Source organism: Nocardia arthritidis (assembly GCF_011801145.1).
Taxonomy (GTDB): Bacteria; Actinomycetota; Actinomycetes; order Mycobacteriales; family Mycobacteriaceae; genus Nocardia; species Nocardia arthritidis_A.
In genome coordinates, this window is the sequence record NZ_CP046172.1 from 4,808,655 (window position 1) to 4,827,487 (window position 18,833).

At 67.9% G+C, this 18,833-nt stretch carries 22 protein-coding genes; 17 read left to right on the top strand and 5 right to left on the bottom strand.

Annotated elements, in window-relative coordinates; genetic code table 11:
* Nucleotides 1-53 precede the first annotated feature (53 nt).
* The gene (locus F5544_RS45990; RefSeq protein WP_203217624.1) at nt 54-2,177 is read right to left on the bottom strand and encodes an AfsR/SARP family transcriptional regulator; all 2,124 of its coding nucleotides are present in this window, start codon (nt 2,175-2,177) and stop codon (nt 54-56) included.
* Nucleotides 2,178-2,249: 72 nt separating this feature from the next.
* On the opposite strand from F5544_RS45990, the gene F5544_RS21720 reads away from it, so the two are divergent.
* The 4 genes from F5544_RS21720 (at nt 2,250) to F5544_RS21735 (ending at nt 6,243) form a co-directional block, all read left to right on the top strand.
* On the top strand, nt 2,250-3,251 hold the full coding sequence (locus F5544_RS21720; RefSeq protein ID WP_167474888.1) for an NADP-dependent oxidoreductase: 1,002 nt from the start codon (nt 2,250-2,252) through the stop codon (nt 3,249-3,251).
* 89 nt (nt 3,252-3,340) lie between these two features.
* A complete protein-coding gene (locus F5544_RS21725) occupies nt 3,341-4,642 on the top strand; it encodes a DUF2254 domain-containing protein (protein WP_167474889.1) in 1,302 nt (433 codons plus the stop codon).
* A gap of 103 nt (nt 4,643-4,745) precedes the next feature.
* Nucleotides 4,746-5,348 (top strand): DUF308 domain-containing protein, encoded by a 603-nt coding sequence (locus F5544_RS21730; protein WP_167474890.1) that lies wholly within the window; start codon nt 4,746-4,748, stop codon nt 5,346-5,348.
* Between the two features lie 136 nt (nt 5,349-5,484).
* Nucleotides 5,485-6,243 (top strand): hypothetical protein, encoded by a 759-nt coding sequence (locus F5544_RS21735; RefSeq protein WP_167474891.1) that lies wholly within the window; start codon nt 5,485-5,487, stop codon nt 6,241-6,243.
* Between the two features lie 5 nt (nt 6,244-6,248).
* On the opposite strand, the gene F5544_RS21740 is transcribed toward F5544_RS21735, so the two are convergent.
* Nucleotides 6,249-6,731: a GNAT family N-acetyltransferase gene (locus F5544_RS21740; RefSeq protein WP_238847375.1), complete on the bottom strand. Its 483-nt coding sequence runs from the start codon at nt 6,729-6,731 to the stop codon at nt 6,249-6,251.
* A 207-nt stretch (nt 6,732-6,938) separates the two neighbouring features.
* Between F5544_RS21740 and F5544_RS21745 the strand changes: the two genes are divergently transcribed.
* On the top strand, nt 6,939-7,100 hold the full coding sequence (locus F5544_RS21745) for a hypothetical protein (protein WP_167474893.1): 162 nt from the start codon (nt 6,939-6,941) through the stop codon (nt 7,098-7,100).
* A gap of 3 nt (nt 7,101-7,103) precedes the next feature.
* On the opposite strand, the gene F5544_RS21750 is transcribed toward F5544_RS21745, so the two are convergent.
* Nucleotides 7,104-8,279 (bottom strand): MFS transporter, encoded by a 1,176-nt coding sequence (locus F5544_RS21750; RefSeq protein ID WP_238847376.1) that lies wholly within the window; start codon nt 8,277-8,279, stop codon nt 7,104-7,106.
* A 64-nt stretch (nt 8,280-8,343) separates the two neighbouring features.
* Here F5544_RS21750 and F5544_RS21755 point away from each other — a divergent pair, with 64 nt between their 5' ends.
* The 4 genes from F5544_RS21755 to F5544_RS21770 all read left to right on the top strand — a co-directional run bounded on the left by F5544_RS21755 (nt 8,344) and on the right by F5544_RS21770 (nt 11,686).
* Nucleotides 8,344-8,721 carry an ArsR/SmtB family transcription factor gene (locus F5544_RS21755; protein ID WP_238847377.1) on the top strand — a complete coding sequence of 126 codons (378 nt, stop codon included), beginning with the start codon at nt 8,344-8,346 and terminating at the stop codon, nt 8,719-8,721.
* Nucleotides 8,722-8,829: 108 nt separating this feature from the next.
* The gene (locus tag F5544_RS21760) at nt 8,830-9,651 is read left to right on the top strand and encodes an alpha/beta fold hydrolase (RefSeq protein WP_167474895.1); all 822 of its coding nucleotides are present in this window, start codon (nt 8,830-8,832) and stop codon (nt 9,649-9,651) included.
* A 77-nt stretch (nt 9,652-9,728) separates the two neighbouring features.
* Entirely contained in the window at nt 9,729-10,550 is an 822-nt protein-coding gene (locus F5544_RS21765) for an alpha/beta fold hydrolase (RefSeq protein ID WP_167474896.1), read from the top strand.
* Nucleotides 10,551-10,618: 68 nt separating this feature from the next.
* Entirely contained in the window at nt 10,619-11,686 is a 1,068-nt protein-coding gene (locus tag F5544_RS21770) for a TfoX/Sxy family DNA transformation protein (protein WP_167474897.1), read from the top strand.
* Nucleotides 11,687-11,913: 227 nt separating this feature from the next.
* Here F5544_RS21770 and F5544_RS21775 read toward each other — a convergent pair whose 3' ends face one another.
* Both F5544_RS21775 and F5544_RS21780 read right to left on the bottom strand, forming a co-directional pair.
* Nucleotides 11,914-12,753 (bottom strand): hypothetical protein, encoded by an 840-nt coding sequence (locus F5544_RS21775; RefSeq protein WP_167474898.1) that lies wholly within the window; start codon nt 12,751-12,753, stop codon nt 11,914-11,916.
* 208 nt (nt 12,754-12,961) lie between these two features.
* Nucleotides 12,962-13,579: an NAD(P)-dependent oxidoreductase gene (locus F5544_RS21780; protein WP_167474899.1), complete on the bottom strand. Its 618-nt coding sequence runs from the start codon at nt 13,577-13,579 to the stop codon at nt 12,962-12,964.
* Between the two features lie 80 nt (nt 13,580-13,659).
* Between F5544_RS21780 and F5544_RS21785 the strand changes: the two genes are divergently transcribed.
* From F5544_RS21785 to F5544_RS21820, 8 genes are all read left to right on the top strand, one after another.
* Nucleotides 13,660-14,232, top strand: a complete 573-nt coding sequence (locus tag F5544_RS21785; RefSeq protein ID WP_167474900.1) for a TetR/AcrR family transcriptional regulator — start codon at nt 13,660-13,662, stop codon at nt 14,230-14,232.
* A 68-nt stretch (nt 14,233-14,300) separates the two neighbouring features.
* The gene (locus F5544_RS21790; protein WP_167474901.1) at nt 14,301-14,714 is read left to right on the top strand and encodes a VOC family protein; all 414 of its coding nucleotides are present in this window, start codon (nt 14,301-14,303) and stop codon (nt 14,712-14,714) included.
* An 87-nt stretch (nt 14,715-14,801) separates the two neighbouring features.
* Entirely contained in the window at nt 14,802-15,557 is a 756-nt protein-coding gene (locus tag F5544_RS21795; RefSeq protein ID WP_238847378.1) for a phosphotransferase family protein, read from the top strand.
* Between the two features lie 191 nt (nt 15,558-15,748).
* Entirely contained in the window at nt 15,749-16,513 is a 765-nt protein-coding gene (locus F5544_RS21800; protein ID WP_167474903.1) for an SDR family NAD(P)-dependent oxidoreductase, read from the top strand.
* Between the two features lie 40 nt (nt 16,514-16,553).
* The gene (locus F5544_RS21805; RefSeq protein WP_167474904.1) at nt 16,554-16,727 is read left to right on the top strand and encodes a hypothetical protein; all 174 of its coding nucleotides are present in this window, start codon (nt 16,554-16,556) and stop codon (nt 16,725-16,727) included.
* Between the two features lie 243 nt (nt 16,728-16,970).
* Nucleotides 16,971-17,423: a hypothetical protein gene (locus tag F5544_RS21810; RefSeq protein ID WP_167474905.1), complete on the top strand. Its 453-nt coding sequence runs from the start codon at nt 16,971-16,973 to the stop codon at nt 17,421-17,423.
* A gap of 193 nt (nt 17,424-17,616) precedes the next feature.
* Nucleotides 17,617-17,862, top strand: a complete 246-nt coding sequence (locus F5544_RS21815; RefSeq protein WP_167474906.1) for a S1 RNA-binding domain-containing protein — start codon at nt 17,617-17,619, stop codon at nt 17,860-17,862.
* A 72-nt stretch (nt 17,863-17,934) separates the two neighbouring features.
* Nucleotides 17,935-18,744, top strand: a complete 810-nt coding sequence (locus tag F5544_RS21820) for a dienelactone hydrolase family protein (RefSeq protein ID WP_167474907.1) — start codon at nt 17,935-17,937, stop codon at nt 18,742-18,744.
* Nucleotides 18,745-18,833 lie beyond the last annotated feature (89 nt).

The following is an 18,833-nucleotide window of genomic DNA, read 5'->3' on the forward strand; positions in this document are numbered from 1 at the left end:
ATCGCGTTGCCCTGATGTCGTGTCGCGGACGCGGATCGTTAACCGTGGGATCGTCAGGCGACGGCCTGCGCGTCGCCGCCGGACGGTACCGGGGTGAGCCCGCGCTTCTCGGATTCGCTTGCCGCGCACAGCTTCTCCAAGGCGTAGACGCGGACGGCCGTGCGCAGGTGGTAGCGGGGTCCGTCCGAATGTTCGGTCATCGTGACCAGCGAGCGATCGACCAGACGGGTGAGCGCACCGACATCGCCGACGTCGTCGAGAGCAACCGCGCCGTCGTGAACAGCCAAGCGAGACAACAGGATTCGCTCGGAAGACGACAGCCGCTCCCAGTCGGAGTCGAGCAATGCCCGCAGCGAGCGATGCCGGGCCGGACCGCCGCGGCCACCGGTCAGCACGGCGAGCGGGTCGTCGAGGCGGGCGGCCAGCGCGGTGACGCCGAGACTGCGCACCCGAATCGCGGCCAGCTCCAACGCGACCGGGATCCCGTCGAGGCGGCGGACGATCGTGGCGACAGCGGCAGCATTGTCCGGAACCAGCCGGAACCCGGGCGCCGCCGCAGTCGCGCGCTCGACGAAAAGCGCTATCGCGGTGGACGATTCCAGGCCACCCGTCCCCTCGGACGGCACGGTCAGCGGCGCCACCCAGAGCACCCGCTCACCCGCAACCGCGAGCGGTTCCCGACCGGTCATCAGCACCCGCAGCCCCGGCGCCACCCGCAGCAGCGACTCGACGACCTCCGCGGCCGCGTCGACGACATGATCGCAGTTATCGAGCACCAGCAGCCACTCGCCGGTCTTGTTCGAACCCGAATCACCTGTGGCCGACAATGTTCCACCGAGCCGAGTCAGGGTGCGGGCCGCCGCCGGACCTGTCGCACTCGTGGGCTCCGAATCGACCGCAGTTGCGCCGACGCAATCGACTGGTGAGCGCGCCGGATCAACTGTGCTGACGGGCTCCGAATTGAGTGGAGCCGAGGAGGTTTCACCGGGCAAGGTGTGGGCCGAAGCCGGATCCGTGGCGCGCGTGGGCACGGGATCGCCATCGGCAGGAAGTGTTCCAGCGAAGGCGGCCGAAGGGTCGACCGGCGCACGCGATGGGTCCGAATCGGCTGCGGCTGGGCGTATTTCACCGCGAGTGACCAGCGCGCGAATCTCCTCCGGACCGGCGTCGCCGGTGAGGTTCAAGAGATCGGCGTACCAAATGCCTTCGGGGAAGCGGGTTTCGAGGCCGCGTGCCGTCTCGATCGCGAGCACCGACTTGCCGACTCCACCGGGGCCGGTCAGCGTCACCAGGCGGGAATCGCCCAGCGCCGCACGCGCCTCCGTCACCGCGTCGGCCCGCCCGATCAACGAGGTGACCGTTGCGGGCAGATTCGCGGCGCCGATCGCCGAAGAAGGGGAGCCGACCGCGGGCGCGGTGGCTTTCGCATGCAACGCCGGATCCTGTTTGAGGATCGCCTCGTGCAGCGCCGCCAGCTCCGGACCCGGATCGATGCCGAGTTCATCGGCCAGCCGCGTGCGCAGCGCGGCGTACGCCGAGAGCGCCTCGCTCTGCCTACCGGCCCGGTAGAGGGCGCGCAGATGTGCGGCGTGCAGGCGCTCACACAGCGGGTGCCTGGCCACCAGGTCGGCGAGTTCGCTTGCCAGCGCCGGGTTTTCGCCGACGTCCAGGAGTGCCTGTGCGTGCTGTTCCACGGCGGTGATCTGTTCCTCGTCCAGCCGGGTCGCCGCCGCGCGGGCGAAATCGGCGTCGGCATGCTCGGCGTATGCCGGGCCGCGCCACAGGCCGAGCGCGTCCGAGAGCAGCCGCACCCGCAGCGCCGCATCGCCGGTATCCAGCGCCTCCGCGACCATCGCGCGAAAACGGTTGGCGTCCACGGCATCCGGAGAGACAACCAATCGGTATCCGGCGGGCTCCCATCGCACGAGTTCGCGGCCGCCCGGTTCGGCGGCGGCCAGCGTGCGCCGCAGCTGTGACACCCGGGACTGCAAGGTGGCCAACGGGTTCCGGGGCAGCCGAGTCGACCACAGATCCTCGATCAGCCGATCCGGCGGAACCGGCCGCCCCGCCGCGATCAACAGTCCGGCGAGCAGCGCCCGCACCTTCGCGTCCGGAATCGGCACCGGCCTGCCGTCATCGGTCCATACGGCCAACGAGCCGAGCACTCCGAAACGCATCGCACCAGCTTACTTCCAGCGACGACGGCGAACCCGAAGGGAACCCGAAGCGGGCCCCGGCACGGTATCAGCATGACGAAAACCTATGAGAGCCGCGAGATCAGGCTGGCCGAGCGGCCGCAGGGCATGCCGGGACCGGCCACCTTCGAGTTGGCGAAGACCGAGGTGCCCGAGCCGGGCCCCCGACAGGTGCTGGTCCGCAACACCTGGATGTCGGTGGACCCGTACATGCGGGGCCGGATGGACGACGGCGATTCCTATATCGCCCCGTTCGCGATCGGCGCACCGCTGGACGGGCACGCGATCGGCGAGGTGGTCGCCTCCCGCGCCGATATCCCGGTCGGCGCGACCGTCGCGCATTTCGCGGGCTGGCGGGAGTACGCCCTGCTGGACGCGGAAACGGTGACCGCCCTTGATATTTCGCTCGATCGCCCGCAGGACCACCTGGGTGTGCTCGGGCAAACCGGATTCACCGCCTACCTCGCCGTCACCGAATTCGCCCGGGTGCGCGCCGGTGACGTGGTGTTCGTATCCGGTGCGGCGGGCGCGGTCGGCAGCGTCGCCGGGCAACTGGCGCGCAAGTTCGGCGCGGCGACGGTGATCGGTTCGGCGGGCGGACCGGACAAGGCGCGCGCCCTGACCGACACCTTCGGCTTCGATATCGGCCTCGACTACCGGGCGGGCGCGATCGGTGACCAACTGCGCGCCGCCGCGCCCGGTGGCATCGATGTGTACATCGACAACGTCGGCGGCGACCACCTGGAGGCCGCCCTCGACGCGCTGACGATGCGTGGCCGCGCGGCGCTCGTCGGCATGATCAGCGGCTACAACACCCCGGTGCCCGGTCCGCGCAACCTGTACAACGTGGTCACCAAACACCTGAGCCTCCAAGGCGTTCTGGTCACCGAATACCTCGACCGCCAGCCCGCCTACACCGCACGGGCCGCGCGCTGGGTCGCCGACGGCAGCCTGCGCGGCGCGGAGACGATCGTCGACGGGATCGAGAACGCGCCGGACGCATTCCTCGGCATGCTGCGCGGCGCGAATATCGGAAAGATGCTGGTTCGCCTGTGAATCGATCGGCGTCGGACACCGGCAGGGTCGACGCATCCGGCTAAGGTCGGCAATAACTGGCAACCTCCCAGCGATCGGTGGTGGCGCATATGCTCAACCCATTCAGCCGGGTGCGCTGGACCTACCGGCAGCGCCGGGTGTGGCGACTGCCCGCGGCAATCGTCGCCGCGGCATTGCTGCTGGCATGGGCGGTGCCGGCGGTGGATCGCGCACTGGCCGAAGAGCTGCGGCGGGTGCCGGTCGCGGGCACCTTCGATGCCGGGGTGATGGCGACGGTGTTGTCGTCGGTGGCCTCGGGCACCATCACCTTCTCCGGTTTCGTCTTCAGTGTGGTGTTGCTGGTGATCCAGTTCGGCACCGGATCGATGTCGGCGCGGCTGTCGCCGCGGCTGACCCAGGACTGGGTGGTCGGCGCCGCGCTCGGCACCTTCATGGCGACCTTCACCTACACGCTGCTGATCTCGGTGCGGCTCGGCACCAGGGTGGAGGATTACGAACCGGTGCTGTCCTCGATCGTCGCGATCGGGCTAGCACTGGCCAGCGTCGGACTGTTCTTCGCGCTGCTGACCCGGGTGGTGAACTTCCTGCGGTTGGTGAAATCGCTGGAGTACATGGCGCGCACCGGTGCCCGTACCGCCGCCGAGGTGCATCCGGAACCCTTTGGCGCACAACATGTTCCGAATCCAGATCCGAACTCCCCGGACCGGGTGATCCGCTATGCGGGCACCGGCGGGGTGCTGCTCGGCATCGACACCGGACCGGTCACCGCGCTGGCCGCCGCCGCGGCGTGCCGCATCACCCTGGTGCCCGCGATCGGCGATTTCGTGCTGCCCGGCGCGGCGCTGTTCGCCATCCACGGCGGCGACGGTGTCGACGAGCGAAAGCTGCGCGGGCACGTGGTCTTCGGCATCGAGCGGGTGGTGGACGCCGATCCGGCGTTCGCGCTGCGAGTGATGGTGGATATCGCGCTCAAGGCGCTCTCGCCCGCGGTCAACGATCCGACAACGGCGGTGCAGGCCCTCGATCACATCGGCGCGCTGCTGGTCGAACTGTCCGGGCGTGACCTCGGCGTGCGCCGCTACCGAGACCGCGCCGGGGTCGAGCGGCTGCGGCTGCGCAACTCCGACTGGATCGACTACCTGTCGCTCGCGGTCGACGAAATCCGTTACTACGGCGCGGATTCGCTGCAGGTCACCCGTCGGCTGCGCGCGCTGTACACGGACCTGCTGCGACTGTGCCCGCCGCAGCGCAGGCCGCCGATCGAACAGCGGCTGGCCGCGCTCGACGCCGATGTCCCCGCCGCGTTCCGCACCGCGCTGGATCGCGCCATCGCCGCCGAACCGGACTGGCAGGGCCTCGGCGGCCCGACCACCGCCGAGGCCGCGAGCTGACCGCCGACGCGCGGCCGATGATGCGATGCGGCACGCCGTGTGAGTTGGCATACTGCGCAGCAAATCACAGGTTATCCACAGTGGCGGGCCATACCATATAGCTATGCCCGCGGACGAGGAGCTACAGCGCGCGCCGGTGTTGGGCGAGGGCGTGCGGCAGACGATTCTGGTGACGGGGATCTGCTCGGTGGTCCTCGGTGTGATGCTCGGGGTGTGGCCGCAGAAGACGGTCGGCATCGCCGAACTGCTGTGCGGTCTTTATCTGCTGCTGAGCGGGATGACCCAGCTCACCGTCGCATTCGCGGCCCGGTTCGCCTGGCCGCTGCGGCTGGAGCTGTTCCTGAGCGGCGCGCTGGCGGTGGCCATGGCGGTGCTGACGCTGCTCGATGTGAATTCGGTGCTGCTGCTGGACGTCTGGCTCGGGCTGGCCTGGATCACCCGCGGTATCGCGCACGCGACCGCCGCCGCCTGGACCGATGACCTGCCGCACGCCGGGAAACAGGAACTGTTCGGCCTGTTCACCATCGCGCTCGGCATCGTGGTGATCCTGCTCGAGGTGAATTCGCTGGTCGCGCTCGGTGTGGTGGCCGGGCTCGGGATGATCGCGATCGGCGCGCTGGAATTGCTGGCGGTCACCGCGGTGCGCGCCGACGGCATCCACCTACCGGGGCCCGCGCTGCTGCGCTGGCGCGCCGCGCAACGATGACCGCCCCGGCACTCGATGCCGGTGAATCCGCCGACGCGCGGGTCGCTTTCGGCATCGCGTGCCGAGTAGCGGGACACGCCGAATCGAGTAGCGCGACACTCGTGGAAGATCGGTGCATTCGGCGCATTCTGGGCAGATGAACAGCCTGGACACCCACCCACGCGGCGGCATCCGGGCCGCGGAGCCGCCCCGGTGCGGCGCGCGCGGCATGACGGTGTTCGGAACCGGCGTGGACTGCTATCTCGCAAACCGGCCGACCTTCGAGTCGCCCCACAACTATCAGACGCTGCTCGATATCGAACTGGACGAGCGCGGCCGCCGCGCCCTCGGCACCGACCGGCGCATCGGTTACGACGGCACACACACCTTCGAACCCGAGTTTTTCCCGATCGCCGAACTCGATCCGCGCGCCGCCCGGCCGCGCACCCGCTTCCGCGGCACGCTGGTGCGCGGGCGCGCCGAACGCGGCGGCATCCCGATCGCCCGGGAGGTCACCGCGACCGTGCGGACCGTGATGTACTTCGCCGAACTCGATCCGTGCGGGGCCGGGCGCGTGCCGACCCACCTGTGTTTCGGCCGGGGCGGGCGGCTGTATCTCGCGCACCGGATCGCGCGCAGGCCGAGCTTCGATCAGATCGTCTCCGTGCGGTTCGTGCCCGGCACCCGCACCGATCTCGTCGGATCACCGCTGTCCGAGCATGCGGCGGAGCCGACATTCGAGCGGGCGCAGCCGATCATTCTCGGACGGCGCGGGTTCGGCGGTAATCGGTTGCGGGTGAGGGAGGTCGCGGTGGCGGCGTTCTATGCCGTCGAATCGTCCGCGGATACCTCCGGATTCCTAGTGGAGTTGGAGGTCGGGCGGCAGATCCACCTCGAGGTCGCGGACCTGAGCTGATCGCGTCACTCGGTCAGGCGCATCTCCCAGAACTCGTCGCCATCCGGTTGCGCATAATCGCCGACGCGCCGGAATCCGGCCCGCTCGTACACCCGGATGGCGCGCTCGTTCCAGCCGTAGACGAAGAGCCGGAAATAGCTGGGCCGGAACGCTTCCCGGGCGAATTCCAGTCCGGATCGCAGGAATGCGAGCCCGGCGCCGCGGCCGGTGGCATCCGGCCGCATACCCAGCCCGATCGAGACCTCCCCCTCGGCTCCGTACAGATCCGGCGCGGTGCTCCACGGCAGCGCCGCCGTACCGAATGCGAAGAACCCCACGGGATCCGCGTCCCCGTCGCGGACCGCGTAGTGCGGACTGCGCGTATTCAGCAGCTCCGCCTCGCTGGAATCGTCATCCATGCCGTAGATCTCGTAAGGCGGTTCATAACTCCACAACCGGATGATTCGAGCGTCCTCGGGAGTCATCGCGGTCAACGTGAACGATTGCACGCCGACAACCATCGCATACTCGCGCTGCGTGGACGGTCGTCAGCTTTCGTCCCGGCTCGGGGCCGCGCATCTGCTCGCGCCGGCCGAAGGTTCGCGCGGAGGTGAGTCGCTGTTCGATAAGTGGTTGCCGGGCCCGGGCATGTGACGAACGCAGCCGAGTGCCGTCCCGGCAGTCCGCGATCGGCTGAAGCGGGTAGGTGTGTCGGTTTGGGCATAGTCGGGACGGCCACGCGACATCCGTTGCGCGGCAGGACGAATCCGGCGATACCGGGCAGCAGCAGCGTGATCGTGACGGCCCATTCGGTGACGATCACCGCGGTCGCCACCGACTCGGCCCGGGAATTCGGTGCCGCGCAACGGATTCGATGACGATCAGGCGTTGACGGGGGTGCGGCGGTTGGCGCGGACCAGTGCCAGTAGAAGCGTGAGGCAGGCCAGCGCCACGACGCCTGCGCCGTATTGGACGGCGGTGGAGAGGGGGATGGCGGTGGCGAGCAGGCCCATGCCGATGACGGGGCCGCCGGTGCCGCAGTAGCAGGCGACGAAGAAGCTGGACAGCACCTCGGCGCGGCGTTCGGCGGGGGCGGCATGATTCACGGCGGTGAGCCCGCCGAGGAAGGCGAGGCCCTGTCCGACGCCCGCGATGACGGTGGCCGCCAGCAGTACCGGCAGCGACCGGACGCTACCCGAAATCGCAAGCAGCGCAAGGCCGGTGGCCAACATCGGCAGTCCGAGCAGTTCGAGGGTGCGGGCGGGTCTGCCGTAGCCGATCAGTTGGGCGGTGGTGGAACTGGCGCCCATCAGTGCGGCGGCGGCGCTGCCGAGTAGCAGGTTGGCGCTGCCGGACAGATTCGCCACGTAGGTCGGCACCAGGGTGAGGAACAGCCCGACCACCGCGAAGGCGAGGAAGCTGGCCACGCCGCTGGTCGCGAAGACGGGACGGAGTTCGGCGGGCAGTTCGGGGCGGCGCGGACGCCACGGGGTGGTGTGGCCGGCCGCCGGGAGAGCCAGCACGGCGACGGCGGCGGGCAGCAGCAGCCCGACCTCGACGATGAACGGCAGAACGTATGGGGCCGGGGCATATTGGGCCAGCGCTCCGCCCAACACCGGACCTACGCTGATGCCGCTGATGGAGACGGCGGTGGAGACGAGCGCGGCCTTGCGATGATCGCCCGCGGGCTCGAATTCGACCAGTGCCGCGCTGAGCGGCCCCGAGGCCGCACCCACCGCGATGCCTTGCAGGATGCGCGCCGCGAACAGCCAGCCGGTGCTGGTGGCCAGTGCGAAAAGTATGGATCCGAGCGCGGCCAGCGCCAGCGCGGGCAGCAGCACCCGGCGGCGGCCGATCGCGTCGGAGAGCGGACCGCACAGCAGCAGCGAGGGGATGAGCGCGCCGACATAGGCGGCGAAGATCAGCGTGAGCACCAGCGGTGAGAAGCCGAATTCCCTTGCGTATCCGCGATATAGCGGGGTCGGGATATTCGTGCCCGCGAGCAGGATCAGCAGGGTGTATGCGATGGACCAGAACCGCCATCCGGCGTGTGACATGTGGGCTCCCCAAGATTTCATGTTCGGATTTCCTGAACATAGCACATGTTCGGAAAATCGGAACATGAGTTATTCTGGGGGTATGGCCAGCCGCACCGCCACCGAACTCGTCCACCCCGCCCGCGCGGACCTACGGTTCACCGAGGTACTCGCCGCATTGAGCGATCCGGTCCGACTGGCGATCGTCGCGCGACTGGCCGAACTCGACGACGATGCCGAATTGGCCTGCCGTGTCTTCGAACTCCCGGTCAGCAAGTCGACCCAGAGCAATCACTTCCGGGTGCTGCGCGAGGCCGGCGTCATCGCGCAACGCGACGAGGGCACCCGCCGGATGAACCGGCTGCGCCGCGCCGACCTCGACGCCGAATTCCCGGGACTATTGGATCTGGCGATACCCCAGGGCCGCGCCGTCGTGGCGGAATGGGCCGCGCAGCGGGCGTAGCAGGCGGAACCCGCGGCCGAATTCGGCGCGAACTTGCCGCGAACGATGACTATCGGGCGCTCGCACCGTCCAGACTGGTGACACCGCCGTCACTAGGAGAGCTCCCCGATGACCGAATCCATCCCCGTCGGCACCGGAACCCTCGCGGTTCCCGGCGCAAACCTGTACTACGAACTGCGCGGCACCGGACCACTGATCGTGCTGGCCGGATCGCCCATGACGGCGGCGCCGTTCGCTCCGCTGGCCGATACGCTCGCCACCGACCACTCCGTGCTCACCACCGATCCGCGCGGTCACGGCGGCACCGTGCTCGACGATCCGGCCCAGGACTCGACCCCCGAACTGCGCGGCGACGATCTGGCCCGGCTCATCGTCCACATCGACCGCGGCCCCGCCATCGCCTTCGGCTCCAGCGGCGGCGCGAGCAGCGTGCTCGCCCTCGTGCAGGACAATCCGGACCTGGTGACCACCGCCGTCGCGCACGAGCCGCCCCTGGTGGAACTGCTCGACGACCGCGCGCGACGCATTGCCGCCATCGAGGACATCATGGCCACCTACGACGCGGGCGACAGGCTCGCCGCCGGACGAAAGTTCATGGCGTTCACCGAGGTTCCGGTCTCCGAGGAGATGATCGACCAGATGTACGGTCCGGGCCGCGATCCGGCGCAGCTGGCCGAGGAGGCCTACTTCTTCCGCCACGAGATGCTGGGGACCACCCAGTTCCTGCCGAATATCGAAGCGCTGCGCAATGTCCCGACCCGCCTGGTGATCGGCATCGGCGAGACCTCGGCGGGCCAGCTGTGCGACCGCGCATCGCGGGCGCTGGCCGCCGGACTCGGGATCGAACCGGCCCTGTTCCCCGGCGGGCACGGCGGCTTCATGGAGGACGCGGAGGCCTTCGCCAAGCGGTTGCGTGCGGTGCTGAGCTGAAATACGCACCGGGGACCGATGAATTCGCGCGGCGGCGGCGGTCTGTTCCTGAGGACACCCGTTCCGAAGGAGGACCCATGGATTCAGTCGTCACCGCCCGCACCCTGACGGTGCCCGGCGCCAGCCTGCACTACGAGGTGCGCGGCGCCGGAACCCCGATCGCGCTGGTCGGCGCGCCGATGGCGGCAGCGGCGTTCGCGCCGCTCGCCGATTTGCTCGCCGGGGATCACACCGTGCTCACCACCGATCCGCGCGGCCACGCGGGCAGCGTCCTCGACGATCCGGACCAGGACTCGACCCCCGAACTGCGCGCCGACGACCTGGCCCGACTGCTCACCGAACTCGGCGCGGGCCCCGCGGTGGTGTTCGGCAGCAGCGGCGGCGCCGTCACCGCACTGGCACTGGCGCAGGCACGCCCCGATCTGGTGCACACCGTCATCGCGCACGAACCGCCGATCGTCGAGTTGCTCGACGATCGCGCCGAATTACGTTCTCGGACAGAGGAAATGATCGCCACCCACCGGTCCGGCGACGCACTCGGGGCCTGGCGGCAGTTCATGGCCAACGCGAATATTCCCATACCGGAACCGGTGCTGCGGGAGCAATTCGGCGGCGACCGCGACCTGACGCAACTCGCCTCCGAGGCATACTGGTTCGCGCACGAAATGCGCGAGACCACCGCGTGGGCACCGGATCTCGACGCGTTGCGCGCCGGATCGGTGCGGATCATCGCCGCGATCGGCGAGCAGTCGGCGGGGCAGCTCTGCGACCGCAGCACCCGTGCCCTCGCGGCCGCTCTCGGCATCGAGCCGACCATATTTCCTGGGGACCACATCGGATTCGTATCCGATCCGGCCGGGTTCGGCGACCGGTTGCGGGAGGTGCTCGCCGCTCGGTGACGAATCTTCGGGCGGCCGGGTGAAATTCGGTTGAGCGGCGGCGGATTCTGTGGCGTCATGGAACACCTATGAGAGTGAAGCCGCAGCGGCCGGGGACGCGACATGCGGTGGGGGACGGGCTCAAGGTGCATCGCCGAACGATGCGACTCGACCGCCGGGACCACACCGTCATCTCGCTGCGCCCCGGCACCGCAATCCGATTCAGTACCAACCGTTTTCACAACACCTGGCATGTGCTCTCCGACGACCGGGGCGCACAGCTGCTGGCCCGGCTGCTCTGGGGGCTGTCGTATCAGGCGCGGCCGGGCACCCTGGTGGTGATCGATCAGCCGTTCCTCGCGCCGACCCCGTTCGACGCGGACCCGGCCGACCCGATCGTGTTGCTGCCCAACTGGTTCGGCAATCTCACCGCGACGGCGGCACGGGAGCTGCGACACCGGCTGCCGCTGCGCGGGCCGTCCGAGGGGACGGTGCGGTGGCGCAGTTTCGGTCTGTCCCAAGACTATTGGGCAGGTCGCCCGGACTGGCGGTGGCGGGCCGAGCGCGGCACCACCAGCCGCCGCAGCGGGATGATCGTGCTCGCCCCGATCGACCCGGACGAGTGCCGCGACTGGGCGGTCGACGTCGCCCGCATGAACACCGCGGAGCGCACCTCCGACCACCGCTACCTCGGCCCATGGCGACACGGCTACGACGGTGAGGTGCAGATCTTCCGGCACTTCCATCAGATGGTCGGCGTCGCCGCACGGGCGCGCCGCCAGGTGCTGGACCGGCCGGACGGCCCGCCGGCCGACCCGGAAGGCCTGCGCTACGCGATCTGGGCGGAATCCGCCCGAATCCGTGGACAGCACTTGCGGATTCGCGGCCGCGCCCGCTACTGGACCGACCTGAACGAGGCCGCAGGCCTGATGCTCGGACCCGCCGGTATCAACTTCGTGTCCGAACTCCAGGAAGTCGGCGCCGTCGAAGCCTACCGCCGCATGCGCGCCGCTCAGGTCCGCGGCCTCGACCTGCGCATGCTGTGGGCGATGGACGCCGTCATCACCGGAATAGACCGCGCCGCAGTATCACCCATGCGCCGTCGCCAATTGCTGACCCAACTGCGAGCACTCGATCGCCGCGAGTCCGCAGGATGATCTCGCGCGCTGACGCGCCTCGTCAGCAGCTGTCGGTGCCGCGCCCGGATCGGTTGCTGCGGTAGCCCGGTGCCGCATATCGTGACCGCCGCTTCAACGACCCTGCATCCGCCGCGGGATGTTGCGTGCGCCCGTATGTCGTTGACCGCCTGTTGAATCCGGAGCACCTGATACCGCGATTTCCGCCCGTGTTCGCTGTCCCCACGTGGACTGATCAGTCGTCTTCGCTACTCGATTGCCCAGGGCACGGGTTCAGACCGCTTCCGGTGGGCGTGATATTCGACCTGACTGTCATCGATGTGCACACCCTTCTCACGTAGGTGCTCGACGACCTGGTGCGTGAACTTACGCGCGGGCCGATAGTGGGTGCTGTGATCGGAGATGAGAGCCAAATGGCCGTTGCTGACCCGGATTTCGCCTGCTCCTGCTACTGGTGCGCCCGCGAGAAAACTCGAGTGATGGAATACCCCCGCGATGTGTTGCGGTGAGGAATACAGGTCGCCGTTCTCGTCCATCACGAAGATCGCCCGTCCGCCTTGTGGGGTCCACAGTGTGCTGGCAGTCGAGGTGTCGAGGAGGCGGCCGGTGCTGTCGTATAGCAGGCCATCGCGGATGGTGAGTTTGTACGCCTGTCGTTCGGTTGCATTCAAGTATTTGACGTGAGTGTCACGCCATACCCGATTGCCCGGCACTTCCTCACCCACGAACTCGGGGTGTATCGGTGTCGTCCGGTACCGGGCTATCGAGCCCCTGGGCACGGTACTCGTGGGCTCGATCTCCGGCCACGACACTTCCGGCCATGGTCGCATGTCGTCGAGTTCGGCAACGATCCGGTTGAGGAAATCTCGAATCTCGGCTTCGCTGTGCCTCGTGCCTATCGTCGCATTGAGCTCTGCGCCCGACTCGAGCGCTTCGAGGAGCGCGCGGTACTCCTGATCGGCTGTGAGATCAAAGAAGGGTTTTGTGAGCAAGTCGCGTGATACGCGGCTCACCTCCGCCGGGCCGAGTTCATTGAACTGAACCACATAGAGAATGGCGTTCACGACACCGCGCCATTCTTCGGTCATCTTGTCCTCCACATCATTTGGTTGCCATGAACTGAATCGTCGACGGATCCGGTTCTACGCCGCGTATATGTTGCTGCCTGGACCGGCAGGGTGGCGTCTGGTTGCCGCCCGCCGCACTGTAGTCGGCCGCGGAATTCGGCGCAGTTCTTCAGCCTTCGTGTGTGCCGGTGCCGAGTGGATCGGTAGGTGAATTGTTCGTGGCCGCTGCTCAATTCGCGACGTTGACATGGTGGTGGACCGCCGACGGATCGGCGGCGAGGGTGAGCACGCAGCGGGCCAGGTCGGGGCGGGTGATCCGGACGCCGAAGGTCACATTGCGATCGATGGCCGTGCGATAGGAACCCTTGCCCGGCTTGTCGGTCAGCTGTGGTGCGCGCACGATCGTCCAGTCGAGGCCGGACCCGCGGACCACCTCCTCGGCGCGGGACATATCGGTGAGGCTGTGGCGCAATAGATTTCGTAGGATCAGCGGTTTGACCACGTAGCGGGTGAACGGGTCGTCGCCCGGCCCGGCGATTCTGGCGCTGTTGCTCATCACCAACAGTCGTCGTGTTCCGGTGGCCGCCATGGCTTTTGCGATCATCTGGATGGTATCCGCCTGTACCGAGGTCGGTCCCTTCTCCCGGGAGCCGATGGCGCTGAGTACCGCGTCCGCGCCGGCGACGGCCCCTGCCAGTTCGGCCGGGTCGAAAGCGACCATTCGGGCTCGCTGCGGCAGTTGATGCCGACCGCGTACCACCGCCGTCACCTCATGGCCGTCGTCCAGTGCCTGCTGGACCAAATGAGCGCCGGTCCGGCCGGTCGCGCCGAAGATCGTGAGCCGCATATCGCACCCCATCAGGTTGGTGAGTATTTACTAACCTATAGTGGGTGAGTAATTACTAACCTGTCAACCGGAGCTCACCGTTGGGAACCCGCGATCGCATCCTCGACGCCGCCGCCGACATCATGCGCGAGCGCGGCGTCGCCCATGCCACTACCAAGGAAATCGCAAGGGCCGCAGGCTATTCCGAGGCCGCGCTGTATAAACACTTCGGCGACAAGGAGGAGCTGATCCTAGAGGTGCTGCGCGAGCGAATGCCCGATCTCTCCGCGCTGACCCCGCGCGCGGGCACATCGACCGTCGAGGCGAACCTGGCCGCCATCGCCCGCGCCGCCACCGCCTTCTATCAGCGGGCGCTACCGCTGTTCGGCGGGCTGCTCGCCGAACACGCCCGCATGGCGGCGCACCGCGACGCCATGCGCAAACACGGCGGCGGGCCGGGACACGCCATCGCCCGGATCGCCGAATACCTGCGCGCTGAACAGGAACTCGGCCGGATCGCCGCCGATGCCGACGTGGAAACCGTGGCGGCGCTACTCGACGGCGGCTGCTTCCACCAGGCATTTCTGCGCTACTACAGCGCCGGGCCCGATGCGGGACCGATCCCGGCATCGGTGGCGAAGCGGATGGCCCACAGTCTTTTCCGCGCGCTGTGACAAGGTCGCCGACGGGCCGTCATGACGTCAACCGGTCGGTAGGGCAATGCTGTGCCAGTATCGGTGGCATGTCGATTTCCGTGGAATCCATTGCCCATGTCCGGCTCACCGTATGCGATATCGGGCGGTCGCGGGCCTTCTACGAGAAGGTGTTCGGATGGCCTGTGGCGCTGGAGGTTCCGGACGGCGCCGATGAGGAGACGAAGCAGCGGCTCGGGTTCCTCTACGGTGGGGTGATCTATCGGATGGAACACGGTTTGATCGCGCTGCGGCCGGTGGGGACCGACCGCTTCGACGAAAACCGGGTCGGGCTCGACCATCTCGCGTTCCCGCTGGGTTCACTGGCCGAGTTGGAAGCGGCCGCAGCACATCTCGATGAGTGCGGTGTCGCGCACGAGGAGATCAAAGATATCGGCGTCAGCTACATTCTGGAGTTCCGGGACCCGGATAACATCGCCCTGGAGTTGATTGTCAAGAAGTAGTCGGCGGGTCGCCTCGGCACAGAGGCTCGGATGTGGGCTGCCCCGCCAGCGAAAAATGCGGCGACGTCGGCGATCATCCTCGCGATAATGGCCGGCGTGGCGGGAATCGAAGTCGTTGTGGCCCATCAGGAGCGCGCGACGTTGCGCGTGGGTGAGATGTTCCTGAAGATCGACGTCGATCAGGCACACACCGATATCGAGGTCGATGCGATGGCTTTGGCGCCGATTCCGACGCCGGAGGTCCTGTGGCGCAAGCCGCCCGTGCTCGCGCTCGCCGCCCTGCGCGGAGCGCCGCTCGGCCGCCTGGGCCGGCCGTCGACCGCATCGTCGGCGGCGTGGGTCGCGGCGGGCGCCGCCGTTCGGAGGCTGCACGATGCGCCGCTGCCGCCGTGGCCCGGTCGCAACCTCGACGGGGCCGCATCGGAACTCGACGCCGAATGCGCGTGGCTCATCGCGAACGATGTTCTGCCCGCCGACGTGGTCACCCGTAACCGCCGGGCCGCCGAGGCCGCGCTGCGGCCGTGGACACCGGTGTTCGCGCACGGCGACCTGCAGGTCGCCCACGTATTCGTCGACGGTGACGAGGTCACCGGCGTGCTCGACTGGTCCGAGGCGGGCCCCGGCGATGCCCTGTACGATCTCGCCACCTTGACGCTGGGACATCCGGAGCGCCTCGACGACGTCATCGCCGGGTACGGCGCGGATGTCGACCGGGATATCGTCCGCGCGTGGTGGTCTTTGCGGAGCCTGCGGGGTGTCCGCTGGCTGGTCGAGCACGGCTTCGACCCGACCTTGCCGGGCTGCGAAGTGGACGTGCTGAGAGCGCAGGCGATGCGAGGCTGACGCTCGCACGCTCGTCCAGGTCCGCGCACCGGACCATTGGAACGAATCCGGGCACCGGCATTGTTGCATCGGTTGTCGTCGCGGCGATTCCGGAGGAGACCCATGTTCGCGATCAACAAAGATCCGGCGGCACTTGCCATCTCGATGATCGGCGGAATCCGGCCCGGCGAGAGCAGGGGAGTACCCGCCGAATGAGCGGACAGCCTGATGGCTCGCGGCGGGTCGCTTTGGTGACCGGCAGCTCGCGCGGGCTGGGCAGCGCGATCGCCCGGCGTCTCGCCACCGACGGATTCGCCTTGGTGGTCAACGGATTACCCGGCGATGCGCGGGTGCGCGAGGTGGTACGGGAGATCGGTGATGCGGGTGGTGTCGCCGCGGCGATCTGCGCCGACATCACCGACGAGCGGGCTGTCGACGAACTCGTGGCCGCCACCGCGGAAACGCTCGGGCCGCCGGATGTGTTGGTGCTCAACGCGACCGGCCCGCAGCCCGAGGCGCCGCTACTCGACGTGACCTGGGCCGACCACGTCCAGCAGTTGGACTTCTTCGTCAAGAGCCCAATCCTGTTGGGCCGGGCCGTAATTCCCGGCATGCGCGCCCGCGGCTTCGGCCGGATCATCCAGATCGACTCCGAGGTGGCCCACCGCCCACCTCCGGGCCGGTCGGCATACGCCACGGCCAAGAACGCGCAGATCGGCCTGACGCTCAGCTGGGCAAGGGAACTCGCACCCCACGGCATAACGGTCAACACCGTCGCACCCGGCTTCATCCCCGTCGAACGCCACGCCACCGTCCCCGCCCCGGTCCGCGCCGCCTACCTCGCGCAGGTCCCCGCGAACCGAATGGGCGTCCCCGCCGATGTCGCCCACGCCGTCAGCTTCTTCGCCTCCGAAGGCGCGGGTTTCATCACCGGCCAACGCGTAGTCGTCGACGGCGGCCGCTTCCTCGGCACCTGACCGCGCCGAAATACCGTGTCTATCAAGGAGATGCGATCAAATGCACTTGTTCGGGAGTTGGCTGTCCGGAACCTGGCGTGCTTGGTTCGCCGAAGCGGTCCACATCACCACGCCCCAGCTCACCGCGCTCGCACCCGCGGCGGCCGGTCTCGTCTGGGGCATCTGGTTCCCGCCGTTGACGGTCGCCGCCCGCCGCCCGGCTCACGCGCGATGACCGCGCTCGACACCACCGCCACCAATGCCGCGAATCGCCGAACTTCGCAGGGCCACAAACGATCTGGAAACAACCAGTCATCGATCGTGTCAGCAGCGGCACCGGATAACGATGGCGGTTTTCCAGCGGCAGGCCGCCTATTTCGGAAATATCGTCGGGGTTGTTGTGGCGGCCGTTCGGCTCCTATCGTCGGCTGCGGCGATACGGTCGCGGTCGGGAGATGGTGCCGGGAAGGAATTCTGAATGATCACGGATCCGATACTCATCCGGATCGGCGAGGTCGCGCGGCTCGGCCACGGTGGCGAGCGGGAGGCCGCTCGCCACCAGTTCGCGGAGATTTGGGACGAGATCGGCGGCGAGCAAGGCGATCCCCTGCAGCGCTGCACGCTCGCGCACGCGATGGCCGATATGCAAGACGACGTGCGAGAGGAGCTGATCTGGGATCAGCGAGCACTGGCGGCCGTCGGCCTGATCACCGATGCGCGAGTCGCGCAGGCCGGGGTATCGGTTCCGGTGGCCGGACTGTATCCCTCGCTGTATCTGAACCTGAGTGAGTGCTATCGCAAGTTGGGCGATCTCACTCGTGCTCGTGAGTATCTACAGCGTGCGCGGGAAACGATCGGCGCGCTCGGCGATGACGAATATGGGCGGCTGATCAGAGACGGCTTGAAGCAGGTCGCTGAACGACTGAGCTGACGAGATCCTCGGTGCGACAAGTGACCTGGTCGGTCACCTCCGCTATCCTGGCACCTGTGACTGCCGGGTCGGCTGTAAGCCGCACACAGACAGGTTTCCCGGCCGCGCGGTGAGCGCGGCGCGGGCCAGAGGCCCGCCCTCCCAACGCATCCCGATCTATCAGCTCAGGGACTTGCGAAAGGAGGTGAAAACAATGTCCTCTCATGAGGTTTCGCTTGCCGCGTGGCAGGCGTTCCAGGATAAGTACGGTGTGGGTGCCCTCGTCGACGCGACGGTGGTATCCGTGGTCCCGTTCGGCGCGTTCGTCGAGGTCGCGCCCGGAATCCATGGTTTGTTGCACAAGGATTCCTGGGACCGGGCCCCGGAAGTCGGTGATTCGATGTCGGTTCGCATCGCTGAATGGGGACCGCCGCGACTGAGCGTCGCTCCGGCTCGATAACACCCAGCGTGGGGCCAGGTTCAGGCTGGCCCCACGTCAGTGATCGTAGTCGGTCGCATCCGCGACCCCACCGTGTACAACTACCCCCTTGGAATGATTGTCGTGAATGATGTTCTTCCCCAAAACTCCGCCACGCAAATGCCGACGGTGACGGTCTCGACTTGCAGCCTGCCTTACCGCGACGATGACACCTCGCTCGCGGGCGTGCTGTATTGGAGCAGCACTCCCGCTCCGGGAGTCCTACTCGTTCACGGAGGAGCCGGACTGGACCAGCATGCGCGCGATCAGGCGCACCGCTACGCAGAACTCGGCTATACCGTTCTGGCCTGCGATATGTACGGCGACGGCGTCAGGGGCGACCGAGAAAAGATCCTCGAATGCCTGACAACTCTGCGTGATGATCCGGCGCTGCTGGTCCGTCGAGCGACCGCCGGGCTCACCGCCTTGTCCGAATGTCCGGAAGCGACCGGTGACGCTGTGGCCATCGGATTCTGTTTCGGCGGAATGGTTTGCCTCGCGTTGGCGCGATCGGGTGCGAACCTTGCCGCCGCGGTCAGCATCCACGGCAGCCTCGCGACGTCCGCCCCCGCGCGGCCGGGTGGTGTGAAAGCCAGGATCCTCGTCTGTCACGGCGCTCGCGACCCCCACGTCCCACTCACCGACGTCACCGCATTCGCCGAGGAGATGAACCGGGCCGACGCCGATTGGCAGCTGATCATGTACGGCCGAGCCGTGCACGGCTTCACACATGCCCAAGCTGTATCTGGCGCGACACCAGGGGTAGCCTACGACCGATCCGCCGACCTTCACTCCTTTGCCGCAACCAAAGCGCTTCTCGCCGAAACCCTTCCAATCGGTGGCGGCCGTTCGCTACCTCGGTAACTGCTGGGAGCCTTGGTCTTCCTCACGCTCTCGATCGCGACATCGGTCGTGCTCGTCCTCGATTTCCCCGCCGCCCGAGCTCGGGTTCC